General features: G+C 64.5%; 14 protein-coding genes. 6 read left to right on the forward strand and 8 right to left on the reverse strand.

What is annotated here, in order from left to right; genetic code table 11:
- Positions 1-9 precede the first annotated feature (9 nt).
- Positions 10-1374, reverse strand: coding sequence for an APC family permease (locus A9971_RS28070; protein ID WP_011061496.1), 1365 nt, complete (start codon positions 1372-1374; stop codon positions 10-12).
- 204 nt (positions 1375-1578) lie between these two features.
- Here A9971_RS28070 and A9971_RS28075 point away from each other — a divergent pair, with 204 nt between their 5' ends.
- Complete coding sequence (locus A9971_RS28075; RefSeq protein WP_015635760.1) at positions 1579-2382, forward strand: helix-turn-helix transcriptional regulator; 804 nt, start codon at positions 1579-1581, stop codon at positions 2380-2382.
- 425 nt (positions 2383-2807) lie between these two features.
- On the opposite strand, the gene feaR is transcribed toward A9971_RS28075, so the two are convergent.
- From feaR to A9971_RS28095, 4 genes are all read right to left on the reverse strand, one after another.
- A complete protein-coding gene (feaR, locus tag A9971_RS28080) occupies positions 2808-3746 on the reverse strand; it encodes a transcriptional regulator FeaR (protein WP_019095317.1) in 939 nt (312 codons plus the stop codon).
- A gap of 149 nt (positions 3747-3895) precedes the next feature.
- Positions 3896-4489 carry a DUF3156 family protein gene (locus A9971_RS28085; RefSeq protein ID WP_183000256.1) on the reverse strand — a complete coding sequence of 198 codons (594 nt, stop codon included), beginning with the start codon at positions 4487-4489 and terminating at the stop codon, positions 3896-3898.
- Complete coding sequence (locus A9971_RS28090) at positions 4455-5975, reverse strand: APC family permease (RefSeq protein WP_015635763.1); 1521 nt, start codon at positions 5973-5975, stop codon at positions 4455-4457. Before A9971_RS28090 ends, A9971_RS28085 begins: the two co-directional genes overlap by 35 nt.
- A gap of 251 nt (positions 5976-6226) precedes the next feature.
- Complete coding sequence (locus A9971_RS28095) at positions 6227-7714, reverse strand: aldehyde dehydrogenase (protein WP_053151842.1); 1488 nt, start codon at positions 7712-7714, stop codon at positions 6227-6229.
- A gap of 284 nt (positions 7715-7998) precedes the next feature.
- Here A9971_RS28095 and A9971_RS28100 point away from each other — a divergent pair, with 284 nt between their 5' ends.
- The 5 genes from A9971_RS28100 to A9971_RS28120 all read left to right on the forward strand — a co-directional run bounded on the left by A9971_RS28100 (position 7999) and on the right by A9971_RS28120 (position 13305).
- The gene (locus tag A9971_RS28100) at positions 7999-9333 is read left to right on the forward strand and encodes an aspartate aminotransferase family protein (protein WP_015635765.1); all 1335 of its coding nucleotides are present in this window, start codon (positions 7999-8001) and stop codon (positions 9331-9333) included.
- A gap of 175 nt (positions 9334-9508) precedes the next feature.
- Positions 9509-10183, forward strand: coding sequence for a helix-turn-helix transcriptional regulator (locus A9971_RS28105; protein WP_019095321.1), 675 nt, complete (start codon positions 9509-9511; stop codon positions 10181-10183).
- An 87-nt stretch (positions 10184-10270) separates the two neighbouring features.
- Positions 10271-11086 carry a molybdenum cofactor biosynthesis F family protein gene (locus tag A9971_RS28110; protein WP_053151844.1) on the forward strand — a complete coding sequence of 272 codons (816 nt, stop codon included), beginning with the start codon at positions 10271-10273 and terminating at the stop codon, positions 11084-11086.
- A 78-nt stretch (positions 11087-11164) separates the two neighbouring features.
- Complete coding sequence (locus tag A9971_RS28115; protein ID WP_183000257.1) at positions 11165-12547, forward strand: aspartate aminotransferase family protein; 1383 nt, start codon at positions 11165-11167, stop codon at positions 12545-12547.
- Complete coding sequence (locus A9971_RS28120; RefSeq protein WP_169891520.1) at positions 12544-13305, forward strand: SDR family oxidoreductase; 762 nt, start codon at positions 12544-12546, stop codon at positions 13303-13305. Before A9971_RS28115 ends, A9971_RS28120 begins: the two co-directional genes overlap by 4 nt.
- Positions 13306-13468: 163 nt before the next feature.
- Here the strand turns inward: A9971_RS28120 and A9971_RS28125 are convergent, their stop codons facing one another.
- From A9971_RS28125 to A9971_RS28135, 3 genes are read right to left on the reverse strand one after another with little or no spacing between them, the layout of a single operon-like run.
- Positions 13469-14560 carry a polyamine ABC transporter substrate-binding protein gene (locus A9971_RS28125; RefSeq protein WP_011061508.1) on the reverse strand — a complete coding sequence of 364 codons (1092 nt, stop codon included), beginning with the start codon at positions 14558-14560 and terminating at the stop codon, positions 13469-13471.
- Between the two features lie 47 nt (positions 14561-14607).
- On the reverse strand, positions 14608-14949 hold the full coding sequence (locus tag A9971_RS28130) for a cupin domain-containing protein (RefSeq protein ID WP_019095326.1): 342 nt from the start codon (positions 14947-14949) through the stop codon (positions 14608-14610).
- Positions 14950-15006: 57 nt separating this feature from the next.
- A complete protein-coding gene (locus A9971_RS28135; RefSeq protein ID WP_011061510.1) occupies positions 15007-16413 on the reverse strand; it encodes an FAD-binding oxidoreductase in 1407 nt (468 codons plus the stop codon).
- Between the last annotated feature and the right edge of the window lie 6 nt (positions 16414-16419).

Raw genomic sequence — 16419 nt, forward strand, 5'->3', positions numbered from 1 at the left:
AACCACTCCTTACAGTTTCTGAAACGCCGGGCTGTACCGGCCGTTGGTGCCATAAAGAATCACCGACAGCGCCAGCAGTCCGATGATGACCATGATGTCCCGCAGGGACGCTTCGAGGAACAGATTGACCAGCAGGTAACCCGCGCCGAGCACCGCCAGCAAGGCCGGCAGCGGCCACAGCGGCATGCGGTAGGGATGCTCGCGGTCGCGCAGCAGTACCCGGCTCATCAGCGCGCTGAGGGCGACGATCAGGTACACCAGCATGATCAGCAGCACGCTGAAGGACGTCAGGTCCGCCAGGTTCGAGCTGAAGCTCAGCACCGCCGAGGGAATGGCCAGGAACAGGGTCGCCAGCCAGGGTGAATCCCAGCGCGGGTGAATGCGGGTGAACAGGCGATTGATAGTGGGCGTCCACAGCGCATCGCGGCCACTGCTGAACACCACCCGACCGATCTGGATGACGATGGCGACAATGGCATTGAACACCGAAAGGAAAATCCCGCCGCTGACCACCCGGGCCAGGGTCTCGTTGCCATGGCTGGTGAGCAGGTAACCGATGGGGTCGGGGCTGGCGAGCATCGCGCTCAAGGACGGCGCGCCGATCAGCAGCGCGGTGAGCGGCACCAGTTCGATGATCACCACCAGCACCAGGGACCACAGCACCGCCTTGTGCACCCCGCGGCCCTTGCATTTCATGTCTTCGGCCAGCAGCACCGCCGGGCCGTAGCCGTTGTAGGAAAACAGGCCGATGCCCACCGCGCCGATCACCAGTGCCCAGGGCGCCAGTTGCAAGGCGCCGTGATCGACGATCTGCGGTTGCAGCAGAATGCTCACCGGCTGCGAGGCATTGCCGAAGCCGAGCCAGACGATCACCAGCAAGGCCGCCACTTCCAGCAGCAGGCACGTGCCGGTGATCCAGGCATTGAGCTTGATATTGAGGATGCCCAGCAGGTAACTGCAGACCACGATCACCAGGGCCACGGTCTGGGAATCGAAGTTCGTGCCCAGGGCATTGTTCAGGTAGGTGGCGGCACCAGTGGCCAGCACCGGCGGAATGAACAGCAGCATCACCAGCACCGTGAGGAAGGTGGCATAACCGGCCATGCCGCCGAACACTCGCTTGGCGTATACATACTCGCCGCCGGCGCTGTTGTGGGCGCGGCCCAGCTCGGCGTAGCAAAAGGCAAACATCAGGGCCAGCAACCCGGCCATGACGAAGGCCAGGAACACCCCGCTACCGGCCTGATGGATGGCGAAGGGGGCGATCACGAACACTGAACTGGCGGGGGTCACACCGGACACGGTGATGGCCACCACATCGAACACACTCAAGGTAGGTTTCAGCGCACCGTCGGGCGCAGAGGGAGAGCTCATATCGTTATCCTCGTGTTTATTGTTGGTCTGAGGCAGAAACGAAATTCATCGGGCGGGTGCGTTCTGGGGCGCACTTGCTGGGAGCTACTCTAGGCAGATGCAGACCATCACCCAATTCCCCTATTGGAGTACTCCCCTTGACGACGGCGGTTAAATCGACGAAACCGGGCCACGACATTTCAGCGGATCAACGGAGCAACGCCTTTGAGTAACCTGTTCAGGGAAGTGGGCCTGCATGCCGGCCTGGGCCGCACCCTCACATTGATCGGCAATCCACGCTTCTGGAAACAGCTGATCCTGCTGCTGCACCAGGCTACGCCGTTCGACAACGCCCTGGCGATCTTCTACCCGCTGGACGGCCCGCCCCGGGCCCTGGAGGAATATGACGCCGAACCCAGCAGCAAGCCGGCGTCCATGCTCACCTACCTCAACGGCCTGTACCTGCTGGACCCCTTCTTCCAGGCCTGTCGCGAAGGCTACCCCAGCGGCCTGTACCGCCTGGAAGAAGTGGCCCCGGACCATTTCCGCCAGAGCGAATACTTTCTCAGCTACTTCCACGACAACGTCCTGGAAGACGAAGTGCAGTTGATTCTGCAACTGCCCGAGGCTGGCACCCTGTCGCTTTCCCTGGGCAGCCAGCGCGTCTTCAGCCACGACGAGATCGGCCTGCTCACCACCTTTTCAGCCTGGGTACTGCCGCTGATGGAGCAGCACTGGCAACACAGCCAGGCCCGCCCCCAAGGCCCTGCGCCCCAGGAAATGGCCAGCCAGATCCGCGACGCCCTGAGCCATTTCGGCAGCGCCGTACTTTCGGAGCGGGAGCTGGAGATAGCCCGCCTGATCCTCCGGGGATTTTCTTCAAAGGCCATGGCGGAACGGCTGAAGATCTCGCCGGACACCATCAAGGTCCACCGCCGCCACCTCTACGCCAAGCTGGATATCTCCAGCCAGCCGGAGCTGTTCTCGCTGTTTATCCAATCCCTGGGGCACGACCTGGAAAATCCGTGATTGCCGGTCTGCCAGCGGCCATCCGCCGCCCGTCATCCGCTACCTGCTATCTGCTATCTGCTATCGGTAGGAGCTGGCTTGCCAGCGAAGGCGCATTCAAGAGCGGCGCATGCCTGACGGCCTTCTTCGCCGGCAAGCCGGCTCCTACAGGCGAAGGCGCATTCAAGAGCGACGCATGCCTGACGGCCTTCTTCGCCGGCAAGCCGGCTCCTACAGACGAAGGCGCATTCAAGAGCGGCGCATGCCTTGCGGCCCTCTTCGCCGGCAAGCCGGCTCCTACAGGCGAAGGCGCATTCAAGAGCGGCGCATGCCTTACGGCCCTCTTCGCCGGCAAGCCGGCTCCTACAGGCGAAGGCGCATTCAAGAGCGACGCATGCCTTGCGGTGCGGCCGCCGGCAGCGACGGCGGCCGCAAGGGCCATGCCGTCAGGCGTTCAGGGACCGGGCGCGGAAATCCCGGGGCGATTGTTCGAAATGCTTCTTGAAGGTGCGGCTGAAATGCGCCGAATCGGTGAAGCCCCATTTGAAGGCAATGTCGGTGATGGATTCGTTGCGCAGGTGCGGATTGCTCAGGTCCGCGGCGCTGCGCTTGAGCCGCGAGCGCTGGATGAAGCGGCAAACGCTGTCCCCCTGCTCCTCGAACAACCGGTACAGCTGGCGCACCGAGATATTCAGCTGGCCGGCCAGTGATACCGGAGTCAGGCCCGGCTCATTGAGGGACTGGCTGATCAACTGCCGCGCCTGATCACGCAGGCATCCGCCATGCAGGCCCTCGTCAAAGCCGTCCAGGCTGTTGACGGTCTGGCGCAAGGTCGGACCGAGCAGAGCAATCAGGGCTTCCTGCAAGGCCTGCCCTTCCTGCTGGGCCGCACAACCCTGCAATTCGCCGGCGCAGATCTGCTCCACCAGCAAACGCATCAGGCGCCCGCTGGCGCAATTTTGCGACAGCTTGCCGAACTTGCGCTGCTGGGCCGGCAGGTGGCGGTAGACCTCCTCCCGGCACAGATGGAACGAAGCATGCTCGATCAGGCCATGGGGCACGATCTCGCAGGCTCCGGCGGAGTCCAGCAGCGCCATGTCCCCCGGGGCCAGTTCGACACTTTCGCCGCCCTGGCTCAAGCGCGCATGGCCGCTGCGCTGGATGATGAGGAAGCAATGGCGATCGTCCTCATGATCGACCTTGGTGCTCTGGCGGGAGATCAGCCCGGCGTTGGTGCGGATCTGCGCCACCTCCAGCCCGGCGTAATCCTGCATGCCCACTTCACCAATGAACAAGGCGGGATTGCGCGCCGGACGGGCATCGAATCGACCGCAGACGCCCTGCAGGGCGCCCACCCAGGAACTGAAACTATGCGAAGCAAGCACTGTGCACCTCCAGAAGCCGGTTCCAACCGCCTTTGTTGTTATGGCGATATCATTAACATGTTATCTATTTGCCAGGCAAGGCGCCTGACAGCATGGATAGTCTGTTATGGCTTAAGCAGGCTGTATGCCAGCGCTTACGGTTATGTCCCTCAGAAATCTCGCAGTAGCTTGTACAACTCAGTGAAGCTGCCCAGTAGCGCCGCCCGCTGTTCAGCGCTCAAGCGGATATAGCGGCGGAACCCGGGCAGGCGGTTGACCACTTCGCTGGCGCCGAAATGCTCCAGGTGCACCTGCCAGCCCTGGGCATCGCGCCGCAATTCCAGGTGTTTGAAATCCAGGGGCAACAGGTGCTCCAGCAAGCGCTGGTCACTGCACAGGCGCTGCAGCAGCGGCGCCCATTCAGCGTCCTCCCCCGTGAGCAGCCGAGCTGCGACGCCCTGGCGGCGGATCGTGCCAGTGTGACGCAGACGGATCCGCACCTGCCGGGCCCTGTCACAAGGCACCGGCAGGCGCCACTCACAGGCCACGATATGCATCAGGAACTGCGCCTGGGCGCGCTCTTGCACCTCGAACCTCAAACCGTTTTGCGGGCAATGAAAACCGCCCTGCACCTGGCTCCGTGGAGTGAAATCGAGCCCCGCCAGATCCCGACGCAACTGCCCCAGGGTCAGCCCCGGGCGATAGCCCGATGGCGCGCGGTTCCACAGTTCAAAGAGGTTTTGCCGCCAGCTTGAAAGATTCATCAGGCGCGCTCTCCCGTAGGTTATGGGCGGTATCCGGATTCAGGCCCAGCGCCTGTTCCAGCACCTCCTCCACCGGCACCGGGCGAAACGGATTGACCTTCTGCACCAGCAGGGTCCAGACCAGCGCATAGATCGCGGTCAGGCCCAGCATGCTGCCGAAAGGCACATAGATGTCCCGCGGATTCATGCCCGGCGGCGTGATGAACCACATGCCCAGCAGGATGCCCACCGAAGACAGGATCTGCGGCAGCGGAAACCACGGCGACTTGTAGGCCCGGGGCAGGTCCGGCCGGCGAATGCGCAGCATCACCACTGACAGGGTGACCAGCAGATAGGCAGTGCTCCAGGCACAGACCGCCGCCAACACCAGGTGCATGATGCTGTCGGTGCTGCCCCCCAGCCACCAGGCATGCAGGCAGGGAATCAGCACGGCTACGGCAATGCACAGCAACGGCGTCTTGAAGCGCGGGTGCAGGTAAGTGAAGACCTTCGGCAACGCCCCATCCAGAGCCATGCCGTAAAGGATCCGCGGCAAGCCGGCCATCAGCGTGTTGATGGTGGCGGCGCCGGCGAACAGCAGGCCGATGCCCAGCCAGATACGGCCGAAGGGCCCCATGATCTGCTCGGCAAAATGCGGAATGGCCATGGGCGTATCCAGCAGGTGCACGCTGCCATCCTCGCTCAGGGCGATGTTTTCCACCTGGCGCTTCATCGCCGCGCCATAGATGAACATGCACACCGCTACCCCCACCAGCCCCAGGGCCATGGCCCGAGGAATGGTCTTGGCGGCCTTGCGCACATCCGGCGTCAGGGGCGTGACGAATTCACAGCCGACGAACATGAACATGGCCATGCCCACCAGGGACAGGATGGTCGGCAGGTCGGTACCCACCATCGAGGCGCCGAACCAGCCATCGAGCTGCACCGCCGGTGCCTTGAGCACCCCGAGCACGCCAAAGATGATCAGGGTGGTCCACATGCCGAAGGTCAGGATCACCTCGGCACGGCTGAAGGCGGTGATGCCCACGGCGTTCAGCGCACCGAAGAACAGCACCAGCCCCACCCCCACCAGCCAGGCACTGCCGCTCTGCTCCAGCAGGGTGTTGAGGGACTCGAAGTTAACCAGGGCCATGACTCCACTGAGAATGGTCTCCGCGGTGCCGGCGAACACGTGCACGATCAGGTAGGCGGACAAGGTCCCGGTGATGGCGAAAAAACGCCCCAGGCCACAGGCCAGATAGTCATAGACCGAACCGTTGGTGGGCAGCAGGCAGGCCGCTTCGGCGAAGGTGGTCGATTGCGCCAGCATCATCACCAGGGCGATCACCATCGCCATGGCAAAGGCGCCACCGCCGATACCAAAGCCCGTGGTGGCCGTGAGGATCACCGGGCTGGCCATGATCAAGCCCACGGCACTGGCCAGGGCCGTGGGAAAGCCGACTACACCTTGATCCAGGTGGCGGCTGAGTCTGTCGTTGAGCGACATGGTGGTAAACCTCGAAAGCATGGGTTGATGATTGTTGTTCTAGGCATTTCAAGGGCACGCCTGATGGCGGAGTGCTTGGCTGTCTGACGCAGCTGTCTTCATGTTCACACCCTGTAGGCGCTGGCTCGCCACGAAGGCGTCGGCAAGATCACCGCCCAATCCAGGGGCCTCTTCGTCGGCCAGCCGGCTCCTACAGTAAACCGGTTGGCCCTGCCCCCGCAGGGGCCGGCTGGCCGGCGAAGGCGTTCGGCTCAATAAGCGATGCACACCGACTTGTTCTCGGTGTAGGCCTCGATGGCCGCATGGCCCATCTCGCGACCGATGCCCGACTGCTTGTAGCCACCGAAGGGCATCGACGGGTCCAGCATGTTGTGGGTGTTGACCCAGACAGTGCCGGCCTTGATCTGCGGAATCAGCTGCATGACCCGCCCCAGGTCGTTGGACCAGATGCTCGCCCCCAGCCCGTACTGGTTGTCATTGGCCAGGCCCACCACTTCGTCCAGGGTGTCGAACGGCGTGGCCACCACCACCGGGCCGAAGATCTCCTCGCGCACCAGTTGCTGGTCGGCGTGCACATCGGCCACCACCGTCGGGCGCACATAGAAGCCCCGCTCGCCATGGGCGACACCGCCACAGAGCAGCCGGGCGCCCTCTTCGACTCCGCGCTGGACCATCTGCAGCACGCGTTTTTGCTGCTTGGCGGAAATCAGCGGATTGATCTGTGCCTGCTCGTCCAGCCCCGGCCCGATGCTCAGGGATCCGGCAATGGCCACCAGGCGCTCCAGCACCTCGTTATAGATACGGCGCTGGATGTAAAGCCGCGAACCCGCCGTGCACACCTGCCCCTGGTTGAAGAAGATCGCCCCGGCTGCGCCGGCGGCAGCGGTCTGCGGGTCGCAGTCGTCAAGCACGATCACCGGCGATTTGCCGCCCAGCTCCAGGGAAAAACGGGTCATGTTGTCCACCGCGGCATGGCCGATCAGCTTGCCCACCTGGGTCGAGCCGGTGAACGCCAGCTTGTCGATTCCCGAATGGGCGGCCAGGGCCGCGCCGGCCTGGGCGCCACTGCCGGTGACCACGTTGACCACCCCGGGGGCGATCCCCGCTTCCAGGCACAACTGGCCCAGGCGCAACGCGGTCAGCGGGGTTTCGTCCGCCGGCTTGAGCACCACGGTGCAGCCACAGACCAGGGCCGGAACGATTTTCCAGATGGCCATCAGCAGCGGGAAGTTCCACGGCACTATGGCCCCCACCACGCCCACCGGCTCCGGCACGGTGTAGGCCCGGTACTGCGCCCCGGGCACTGCGGCGATGGAGACATCCAGGCTCTTGCCCTCGATCTTGGTGGCCCAGCCGGCCATGTAGCGGGTGAACTCCGCGGCCGCTCCCACCTCCAGGGCCCGGGCCAGGTGGATCGACTGGCCGTTATTGAGGGTTTCCAGTTGCGCCAGTTCCTCGCCATTGGCTTCCAGCAGGTCCGCCAGCTTCAGCAGCAGGCGCTCGCGGTCGGCGGGGCGCTGCGCCTTCCAGCTACCCTCGAAGGCCCGACGTGCGGCGTTCACCGCCAGGTCGATATCGGCCTGGGCAGCTGCCGCGACCTCGGCCAATTGTTCGCCACTGGCGGGGTTGTACACCGCCATCCGCGCACCGCTGAGGGCCGGCTGGCTGTGACCGTCGATCAGCAGGCCATGCTGACTGTCTATGAATGCAGCGACACGTGGGTCGATGGCAACGCTCATCTTGAATCCTCGCAGGTAGACCTAGTTCGAGATGGACTTTGAGCGCAAAGGCGCACGCCGTCTTGACCCTGGCTGCCGCGAAACTTGGCCCTGGCTGCCAGCCCCGCCAGGGCCTTCGCTGGCAAGCCAGCCCCTGCAGGTGCGCGCCATTGGCCAGCGAACAGGCCCGCAAACCCGCCACTGGCAGCCTGGGTCAAGTGCCCTGGCACACAGAGGCAAGCCAGGGGCGCATAAATGACGCACTAATATCTCCACGCTGTCCGTGCGTTATCAGGAGACTCAACGTGAGCGAACCAAGCCGTTTCTGGCACCCCATGCTGCACCCCAACGAAATGAAGCAACGCGAGCCGATCCGCATCGTCCGTGGCGACGGCTGCTATGTGTATGACGACAAGGGCCACCAGCTGGTGGATGGCGTTGCCGGGTTGTGGAACGTCAACGTCGGCCACAACCGCAAGGAAGTGAAGGCGGCGATCACCGCGCAACTTGATGAACTGGAATACTTCCAGCTGTTCGACGGGGTCAGCCATCCCCGGGCCGAAGAACTGTCGCGGGTGGTGATGAACCTGCTGGAACCCGAGGACATGCGCCGGGTGGCCTTCAGCTCCGGCGGCTCGGACGCCATCGAAAGCGCTTTGAAGCTGGCCCGCCAGTACTGGAAGCTCGAAGGCCAGGCCGACCGCACCAAGTTCATTTCCCTGCGCCAGGGCTACCACGGCACCCACTTCGGTGGCGCCTCGGTCAATGGCAACACGGTGTTCCGCCGCAACTACGAGCCGCTGCTGCCGGGCTGCTACCACATCGATACCCCCTGGCTGTACCGCAACCCCTACAGCCAGGACCCGGAAGAACTGGGCAAGATCTGCGCCGACCTGCTGGAGCGGGAAATCCAGTTCCAGAGCCCGGACACCGTCGCCGCCTTCATTGCCGAGCCGATCCAGGGCGCTGGCGGCGTGATAGTGCCACCGGCCAACTACTGGCCGCTGATCCGCGAAGTCTGCGACAAGTACGGCGTATTGCTGATCGCCGACGAAGTGGTCACCGGCTTCGGTCGCAGCGGCTCGATGTTCGGCAGCCGCCTGTGGGGCGTCAAGCCCGACATCATGTGCCTGGCCAAGGGCATCACCTCGGGCTACATCCCCCTGGGTGCCACGGTGGTCAACCGGCGCATCGAGGAAGCCTTCGAGAAGAACGCCAACTTCACCGGGGCCATCATGCATGGCTACACCTACTCCGGGCACCCGGTAGCCTGCGCCGCCGCCCTGGCGTGCCTGGACATCGTGGTCAAGGAGGACCTGCCGGCCAACGCCGCGAAAATGGGCGACTACATGCTCGACAAGCTGCAGCCCTTCGTCGAGCGCTTCGACACCGTCGGCGAAGTGCGCGGCAAGGGCCTGATGCTGGCCCTGGACCTGGTGGCGGACAAGAGCACCCGCGAACCCATCGACCCCATGAGCGGCTACGCCAATCAGGTGGCACAGATCGCCCGGGACAACGGGGTCATGGTGCGCCCGGTGGGCACCAAGATCATTCTCTCGCCGCCCCTGGTAATCCAGCAGGCACAGGCCGATGCCATAGTCGACGCCCTGGCCGAAGGCTTGAGCAAGGCCCGCCGCTAACCCCGGCCGCAGGCTGCGATCGAGGCAATCACGATCGCAGCCTGCAGCGCTGGAGGCTTGCCAGGCACGCCCAGCAGGGTTTCACTGTGGCAGTCCGGGTTCCGGACAGGATTAACCCACGTCCTTGCGCCCCTTTCACCGAGCCACTGCCCCAGGTCCAGCCAGGAGCCATCCGATGAACGCACCCGCCTCCCTGCCCGGCCCCCATGAACTGGGCCACCGCTGCATCGCCGCTTTCACTCGGGTAGTACCCGCCAGCCTCTGCGCCTTCTACCGCATCGATGCCCAACTGCAGGCCCGGGATTTTTCGCTGTACCGCATGCCGGAGCAGATGCACCAGGCCTACCTGCAGCACTTTCGCCACTACGACCCCCTGCAACCCCGTCACTGCGCCGCGGCGGGGCGCCCGGTGCTGTCTCTGCACATGGGCATGGCCCACCAGGGCCATCACGAGAGCGAGGTTTATCAGGGGTTCCTGCAGCGCCATGGGGTACTGGATGTGGTGGAAATCCTGGCCCGCGATGGCGAGCGGCCGGTCGCCGGCCTGTCGCTGCTGCGCGACGTCGGGCTGGGGCACTTCAGCGTGGAGGAACTGGGCACCCTGCATGCCTTGCAAGGCCTGCTGGAGATTGCCGCCCTGGCGCCCTGGTCCCAGGTCGATGAGCGCCTGTCGGGCCTGACACCCCGAGAGCGGGAAATCGCCTGGCTGCTGCGCGACGGCGCAGACAACAAGACCATCGCCCGGCGCCTGGACCTGGGCCTGCCCACGGTCAAGACCCACTTGATCAACCTGTTCCGTAAGGTCGGCGCCAGTAACCGTACGGAGCTGGTCAGGGCGCTGTTCCTGTAAAGCCCGGGCACTTCAACCATAAGGTTGATGGGCAACCCGGGGCTGGCGGCCGAACATGCAGCTCTCCTTGCTGACAAGAGCCTTGCCATGAACCCGCAACCTGAATGGATCACCGTCGGAGCCCTCGCCGATGGCTTTGCCGAAGACAATCACATCCTCCCGGCGGTCGACGACCTGGCCGGTCGCCGCCTGACCCTGCACTTCGACAACCACTGGCAGATCGAACACCATTTCGCCGCCCACACCCTGCGCTGGAACAACGTCGGGGAAGCGGCCGGCGCCGAGTTGCCCTATCGCGCAACCTGCCTGCGCCCCGGCATCTACCTGGTGGACTTCCTCAAGCACGAACAGGGGCAGATCCACTCGGTGAGCCTGGTCCTGGACCTTGAGCAGCAATGCTTCAGCGCCGTCATCGGGCAGATGCCCAGCCAGGCCGAATCCAGCGTCGACCTTTTCAGCCGGGCCCTGGCCGGTGGCGAGCTGACCTCGGTCAAGGCCCAGTTTCTCCACGGCGCCATCGACACGCCGGTCACCGCCAGCACGCCACGCCATGAACCCACCGATGAACTGGTGGGCCTGCGCAACCGGTACATCTACAGCGCCAGCGAGGCCTACGAGCACATCTACCTGAATGCCAACTTCTACAGCTGGCAATGCCTGCGGGGCGTCGAACAGGGGCTGGCGGATACCGACCGCTGCCACTACTACAAGATCGCCGAGCAGCTGTACCTGTTCGTCTGGCGAGAAAAGATCGTCCCGACCCTGGGCCTGGTGCTGATCGACCTCAAGGCCGGTCGCAGCGACGGCAAGATCTTCGGCTACCAGGGTGCCGACTTCAGCAGCGCCGCCAACTTTCCGGTGGGAGCCCTGGCAGAGGTGCTCAACCGTACCCGGCACCGCTGATACCCGCCCCCTGGCTCCAGGCTGCCGGCCCAGGCCGGCACCTGGGCCAGCCAGCCCTCTTCCTCACAGGACACTGCCATGACTCTGGGCCTCGATCTGCAACGCGTCGCCAGTTGCTACCAGACCGAACTGCAACTGTTTGCCGAGAAACACCCGCGCTCCGGCGCTTTCTACCAGGAAAACCTCCAGCATTGGCTGTACGGCGCGCCCTTGCACTGGATGCAGCAATGGCCCGGCTCCTACCCGATCATGGTGGCCGACGCCCAGGGCGCGACCCTCACCGATTGCGACGGTCATCACTACGTGGACTTTGCCCTGGGTGACACCGGAGCGATGTTCGGCCACGCCCAACCGGCGGTCGCCGCTGCCATCGCCGAACAGGCTCTGCATGGTTCGACCCTGATGCTGCCCACGGCCGACAGCCTGTGGGTCGGCAAGGAACTGACCCGGCGCTTTGGCCTGCCCTACTGGCAGGTCACCACCTCGGCCACCGACGCCAACCGTTTTGTCCTGCGCCTGTGCCGGATGATCACCGGGCGGCAGAAGGTCCTGGTGTTCAACTGCAACTACCACGGCAGCGTCGACGAGTCCCAGGTGGAGTTCGACGCCCAGGGCCAGATGATCCCGCGGGACGGCGTGCACGCCAACGGCCTGCAGCACCAGGCCACCACGCGGCTGGTGGAGTTCAACGACCTGCCGGCCCTGGAAGCGGCCCTGGCCCATGGCGACGTGGCCGCGGTACTCACCGAACCCTTCATGACCAACGTCGGCATGGTGCCGCCAGCCCCGGGCTTTCATGATGGCCTGCGGGAGCTGACCCGGCGCTACGAGGTGCCGCTGATCATGGACGAGACCCATACCCTGTCCTGCGGCCCCGGCGGCTATTGCGGCGAGCACGGGTTGCAGCCGGACTTCTTCGTTCTCGGCAAATCCATCGCCGGTGGCATTCCCACGGCGGTCTGGGGCGCCAGCCAGGCCATGGCCGAACGGATCTGGCAGGTGCTGCCGCATTTCCAGCCGGGCCAGGCGATCAACCATTTCGGCTTCGGCGGCACTCTGGCCGGCAACGCCCTGCAGATGGCGGCCATGCGCGCCACCTTCAGCGAAGTGATGAACGAGGCCAGCTACGCCCATATGTTCCATCTCGCCGAGCGCCTGCGGGCCGGGGTCGAAGCCATCATCCACAAGCACCGCCTGCCCTGGCACGTGACCCGCATCGGTGCCCGGGTCGAATACCTGTTCATGCAGCAGCCTCCGCGCAACGGCGGCGAGGCCCATCATGCCCGCCATGGGCTGATCGAAGCCTATCTGCACCTGTACCTGCTCAATCGCGGGGTGTTGCTGACGCCGTTCCACAACATGGCGCTGCTGTGCCCGACCGCCAGCGAGGCGCAGGTCGACCTGCACAACCGCCTGCTGGACCAGTGCCTGGCCCAGGTTCTGCCAGGAGCCGGCTCATGAACCAGGATCTGCGTGGGCGCATCGCCCTGGTCACCGGTTCCGGCCAGGGCATCGGCCGGGCCATCGCCCAACTGTTCGCCGCCCAGGGGGCCAGCGTCATGCTGGCGACCCGCAGCGCGGCATCAGGCGATGAAACCCTGCGGCTGATTCGCCAAGCCGGCGGCACCGCCGAACTGCTGCCTGTGGACCTGGGCACCCGCAATGCCGCCGAACAGGCAGTGGCGGCAACCCTGGAGGCCTTCGGCGGCCTCGACCTGCTGCTGCACAATGCCGCGATCTTTCCGATGCAGAAGCTGGCCGAACTGGAGGATGAAACCCTGGACAGCACCCTGGCGGTGAACCTGAAAAGCTGCTTCTGGCTGACCCGGGCCGCCTTGCCGGCGTTGCGCCGGTCCCAGCAGCCGAGGATCGTCATCACCTCCTCGGTCACCGGCCCGCGCACGGCGATTCCCGGGCTCGCCCACTACGCGGCCTCCAAGGCCGGGGTCAATGGTTTTATCCGCGCTGCCGCGCTGGAGCTGGCGGAATATGCAATCACGGTCAACGGCGTGGAGCCCGGGCTGATTGCCACCCAGGCCATGGACAATCTCGGCGACGCTTCGACCCTGGCTTCGAGCATTCCCCTGAAGCGCCTGGGCAGTGCCGAGGATATTGCCTGGGCCATGCTGTTCCTGGCGTCACGGCAAGCGGGCTATATCACCGGCCAGACCCTGGTGGTGGATGGCGGCGCCCTGCTCCCGGAAAACACCCAGCTATAGAAACTGCCGCCCCCCACACCGGCACCTAAGAGGCGGACCGGCTGGCGCCCTCCATGGAGAACGACGGGCGTAGGAGCTGGCCTGCCAGCGAAGGCGACCCCGAGCGCAACACAGGGCTTGAGGCCCTCTTCGCCGGCAAGCCGGCTCCTACGAAGGGGCCAGGTCAGCTGCCGCTGCGGATCTTGTTCCACAGGCGGGTGCGGATGCGGTCGATGTCCAGCGGCATGGCCTCCAGGGCAAACAGCTTGTCCATCATTTCCGGGCTCGGATAGACCTTGGTGTCGTTCTTGATGGCCGGGTCGATCAGGCTGTCGGCCTGCAGGTTGCCATTGGCGTAGTGCACGTAGTTGCTCACGCCGGCCATCACTTCGGGGCGCAGCAGGTAGTTCATGAAGGCATAGCCGGCCTGCTCATCCGGGGCATCCACTGGCATGGCCACCATGTCGAACCAGATCGGCGAGCCTTCCTTGGGAATCGAGTAGCCGATCTCCACCCCGTTCTTCGCCTCCCTGGCACGGCTTTCCGCTTGCAGGATGTCGCCGGAGAATCCCACCGCCACGCAGATATTGCCGTTGGCCAGGTCGCTGGTGTACTTCGACGAGTGGAAGTAGCTGACATAAGGCCGGACCTTCATCAGCAACGCCTCGGCCTGCTTGTAGTCAGCCGGGTTCTTGCTGTGGTGCGCCAGCCCGAGGTAATTGAGAGCGGTAGGGATCAGTTCCGGGCCGTTGTCGAGGATCGCCACCCCGCACTTCTGCAGCTTCTGCATGTACTCGGGCTTGAAGATCAGGTCCCAGGAATCCAGTGGGGCATCGTTGCCCAGCACTTCCTTGATCTTGGCCACGTTGTAGCCAATGCCGGTGCTGCCCCAGAGGTAGGGGAAGCCGTGCTGGTTGCCCGGGTCGTTGACCTCCAGGGCCTTGAGCAGCACCGGGTTGAGGTTCTTCCAGTTGGGCAGCTGGCTCTTGTCGAGCTTCTTCAGTGCCCCGCCCTGAATCTGCCGGGCCATGAAGTGGTTGGAAGGAAACACCACGTCATACCCGGATTTTCCGGTCATCAACTTGCCGTCCAGGGTCTCGTTGCTGTCATAGACGTCGTAGGTGAAACCAATCCCGGTTTCCTTCTGGAAGGCCTTGGTGGTGTCCGGGGCGATGTAGTCCGACCAGTTGTAGATCTTCACCGTATCGGCCTGGGCCAGGGACGTGGCCAGGAACAACGGGCTGAGCAATAGCAACGCGCAAGTCTTGCGGATCATGAGTCGATACCTGTGGCTGGTTTTGTTGTTGGCAGGCAATCAAGGGATCAGAAAATCAAGACGTAGGTCTTGCGCACCGTTTCCTGGATATCCCAGATCCCAGTGCTGTTGGCCGGCAACATCAGTGCATCGCCGGCTTCTATGTGCAGGGTTTCGCCGTTGTCCGGGGTGAAGGTGCAACGGCCCTGGATGAAGTGGCAGAACTCCTGGGCCACGATCTGCCGCCGCCAGCGCCCCGGGGTGCATTCCCAGATGCCGGTCTCGACCCCGTCGTTGCGTTCGACGGCGGTCACCGAGGTCACGGCCACCGGAGTGCCCAGGGGCACCGCTACTGGTGCCGATTCGGCCAGGGTGGCGGTGGCGGTTTGCTTGAATTGGGTGATGCTCATGGTTCTACCTTTCGACGGGAAATCCGAACAGACAGCGTTCGGTACATAGAGGCCGGCTCAGTGCATGAAACCTTCCATGAAGCCGGCGATCCGGCTGGCCATCCTGCGCCGCCATGGAGCCGAGGCCGGGTTGGCCAGGGTCTGGTCCTCGTGGACGAAGCTGCGAATGATCGCGTTGTAGCCCAGCCAGCGGCACGGCTCCGGCTCCCAGGCCCGCAGGGCCTCCAGGCCACACTCGGGCATGACCCAGGGCTGGTGTACCAGAGGGCTGTCGCGTTCCAGGATCAGGTCCGCCAGGGTCCGGCCGCCGAGGTTGCTGGCGCCCACGCCCTCGCCGCCATAGCCGCCGGACAGGGCAATGCCCTTGCGCCGGTCGCAGAGCATGTGCGGCTTGAAGTGCCGGGACATGCCCAGGTTGCCGCCCCAGGAATGGCTGATGCGCACGTTCTTGAGTTGCGGGAACAGCTCGCCGAACAGGTAGCGGCGCAGTTCCACTTCGTCACGGGTCAGGTCGAAGTCATGGCGCAGCTTGCTGGCGAACTGATAGCCGCCCCGGGCACCGAACACCAGCCGGTTGTCCATGGAGCGCTGGCCATAAGTCACCTGTCGGCTGCTTTCGCTGAAGGCCTGGCCCTGGCTCAGGCCGATTTCTTCCCAGACGGACTCCGCCAGCGGCTCGGTGGCCACCAGCAGGCTTTGCACCGGCAACTGGTAGCGGCCCAGGGGCGGCAAGGTGACCGAATAGCCTTCCACTGCCGGCACTATCCAGCGGCTGCGCACCGAAGCCTGGGCCGTCTGCAGGCTGCCGGACTGCCAATGGGTCACCGGGCTGTTTTCATAGAGGGTCACCCCCAGGCGCTCAACCGCCCGGGCCAGGCCGCGCACCAGCTTGGCAGGCTGGATGGTGGCGCAATGCGGGGCAAAGATACCGCCATAGGGCTTGGCCAGGCGGATCTGCTGGGCCAGTTGCTCGGGGTTGAGCCAGCGGTAGTCGTCCTGGTTCAGGCCCTGGGCATAGAGCTTGTCCAGATAGTGGCGCAGGCTGGTTTCCTGCTCCGGGTAGCGGGCGGCGCAATACAGCACCCCGCCCTTGCGGTAATCGCAGTCGATGCCCTCACGTTCGATGACATTGGCCACTTCATCAGGGATGCCGTGCAACAGATCGAAGGAGGCCCGGCGCTGCTGCGGCGACAGAGCGGCCAGCAGCCGGTCTTCTCCCAGCAGGTTGCCCATCAGCCAGCCGCCATTGCGGCCCGAGGCACCAAAACCGGCGGTTTGCGCTTCGATCACCGCAATATTCAACTGCGGCGCCTGGCGCTTGAGGTAATAGGCGGTCCACAGCCCGGTATAGCCGGCGCCGATGATCGCCACGTCCAGGTCCAGGTCTTGCGCAAGCTGCGGCCGCGGCAATAGCGGCTCGTCGAGCTGGTCCATCCACAAACTGATACTGCGCCACGCTGGCATGCAAGC

Origin of the sequence: Pseudomonas sp. UME65, from assembly GCF_014170225.1 — a bacterium.
Lineage (GTDB): Bacteria > Pseudomonadota > Gammaproteobacteria > Pseudomonadales > Pseudomonadaceae > Aquipseudomonas > Aquipseudomonas protegens.

Bases quoted from the DNA above. Each gene is read 5' to 3' on its own strand.
- A9971_RS28085 (WP_183000256.1), bottom strand. From the start codon at position 4,489: ATGAATCTTTCAAGCTGGCGGCAAAACCTCTTTGAACTGTGGAACCGC.
- A9971_RS28090 (WP_015635763.1), bottom strand. From the start codon at position 5,975: ATGTCGCTCAACGACAGACTCAGCCGCCACCTGGATCAAGGTGTAGTC.
- A9971_RS28125 (WP_011061508.1), bottom strand. From the start codon at position 14,560: ATGATCCGCAAGACTTGCGCGTTGCTATTGCTCAGCCCGTTGTTCCTG.
- A9971_RS28105 (WP_019095321.1), top strand. From the start codon at position 9,509: ATGAACGCACCCGCCTCCCTGCCCGGCCCCCATGAACTGGGCCACCGC.
- A9971_RS28110 (WP_053151844.1), top strand. From the start codon at position 10,271: ATGAACCCGCAACCTGAATGGATCACCGTCGGAGCCCTCGCCGATGGC.
- A9971_RS28070 (WP_011061496.1), bottom strand. From the start codon at position 1,374: ATGAGCTCTCCCTCTGCGCCCGACGGTGCGCTGAAACCTACCTTGAGT.
- A9971_RS28095 (WP_053151842.1), bottom strand. From the start codon at position 7,714: ATGAGCGTTGCCATCGACCCACGTGTCGCTGCATTCATAGACAGTCAG.
- A9971_RS28130 (WP_019095326.1), bottom strand. From the start codon at position 14,949: ATGAGCATCACCCAATTCAAGCAAACCGCCACCGCCACCCTGGCCGAA.
- A9971_RS28120 (WP_169891520.1), top strand. From the start codon at position 12,544: ATGAACCAGGATCTGCGTGGGCGCATCGCCCTGGTCACCGGTTCCGGC.
- A9971_RS28135 (WP_011061510.1), bottom strand. From the start codon at position 16,413: ATGCCAGCGTGGCGCAGTATCAGTTTGTGGATGGACCAGCTCGACGAG.
- A9971_RS28115 (WP_183000257.1), top strand. From the start codon at position 11,165: ATGACTCTGGGCCTCGATCTGCAACGCGTCGCCAGTTGCTACCAGACC.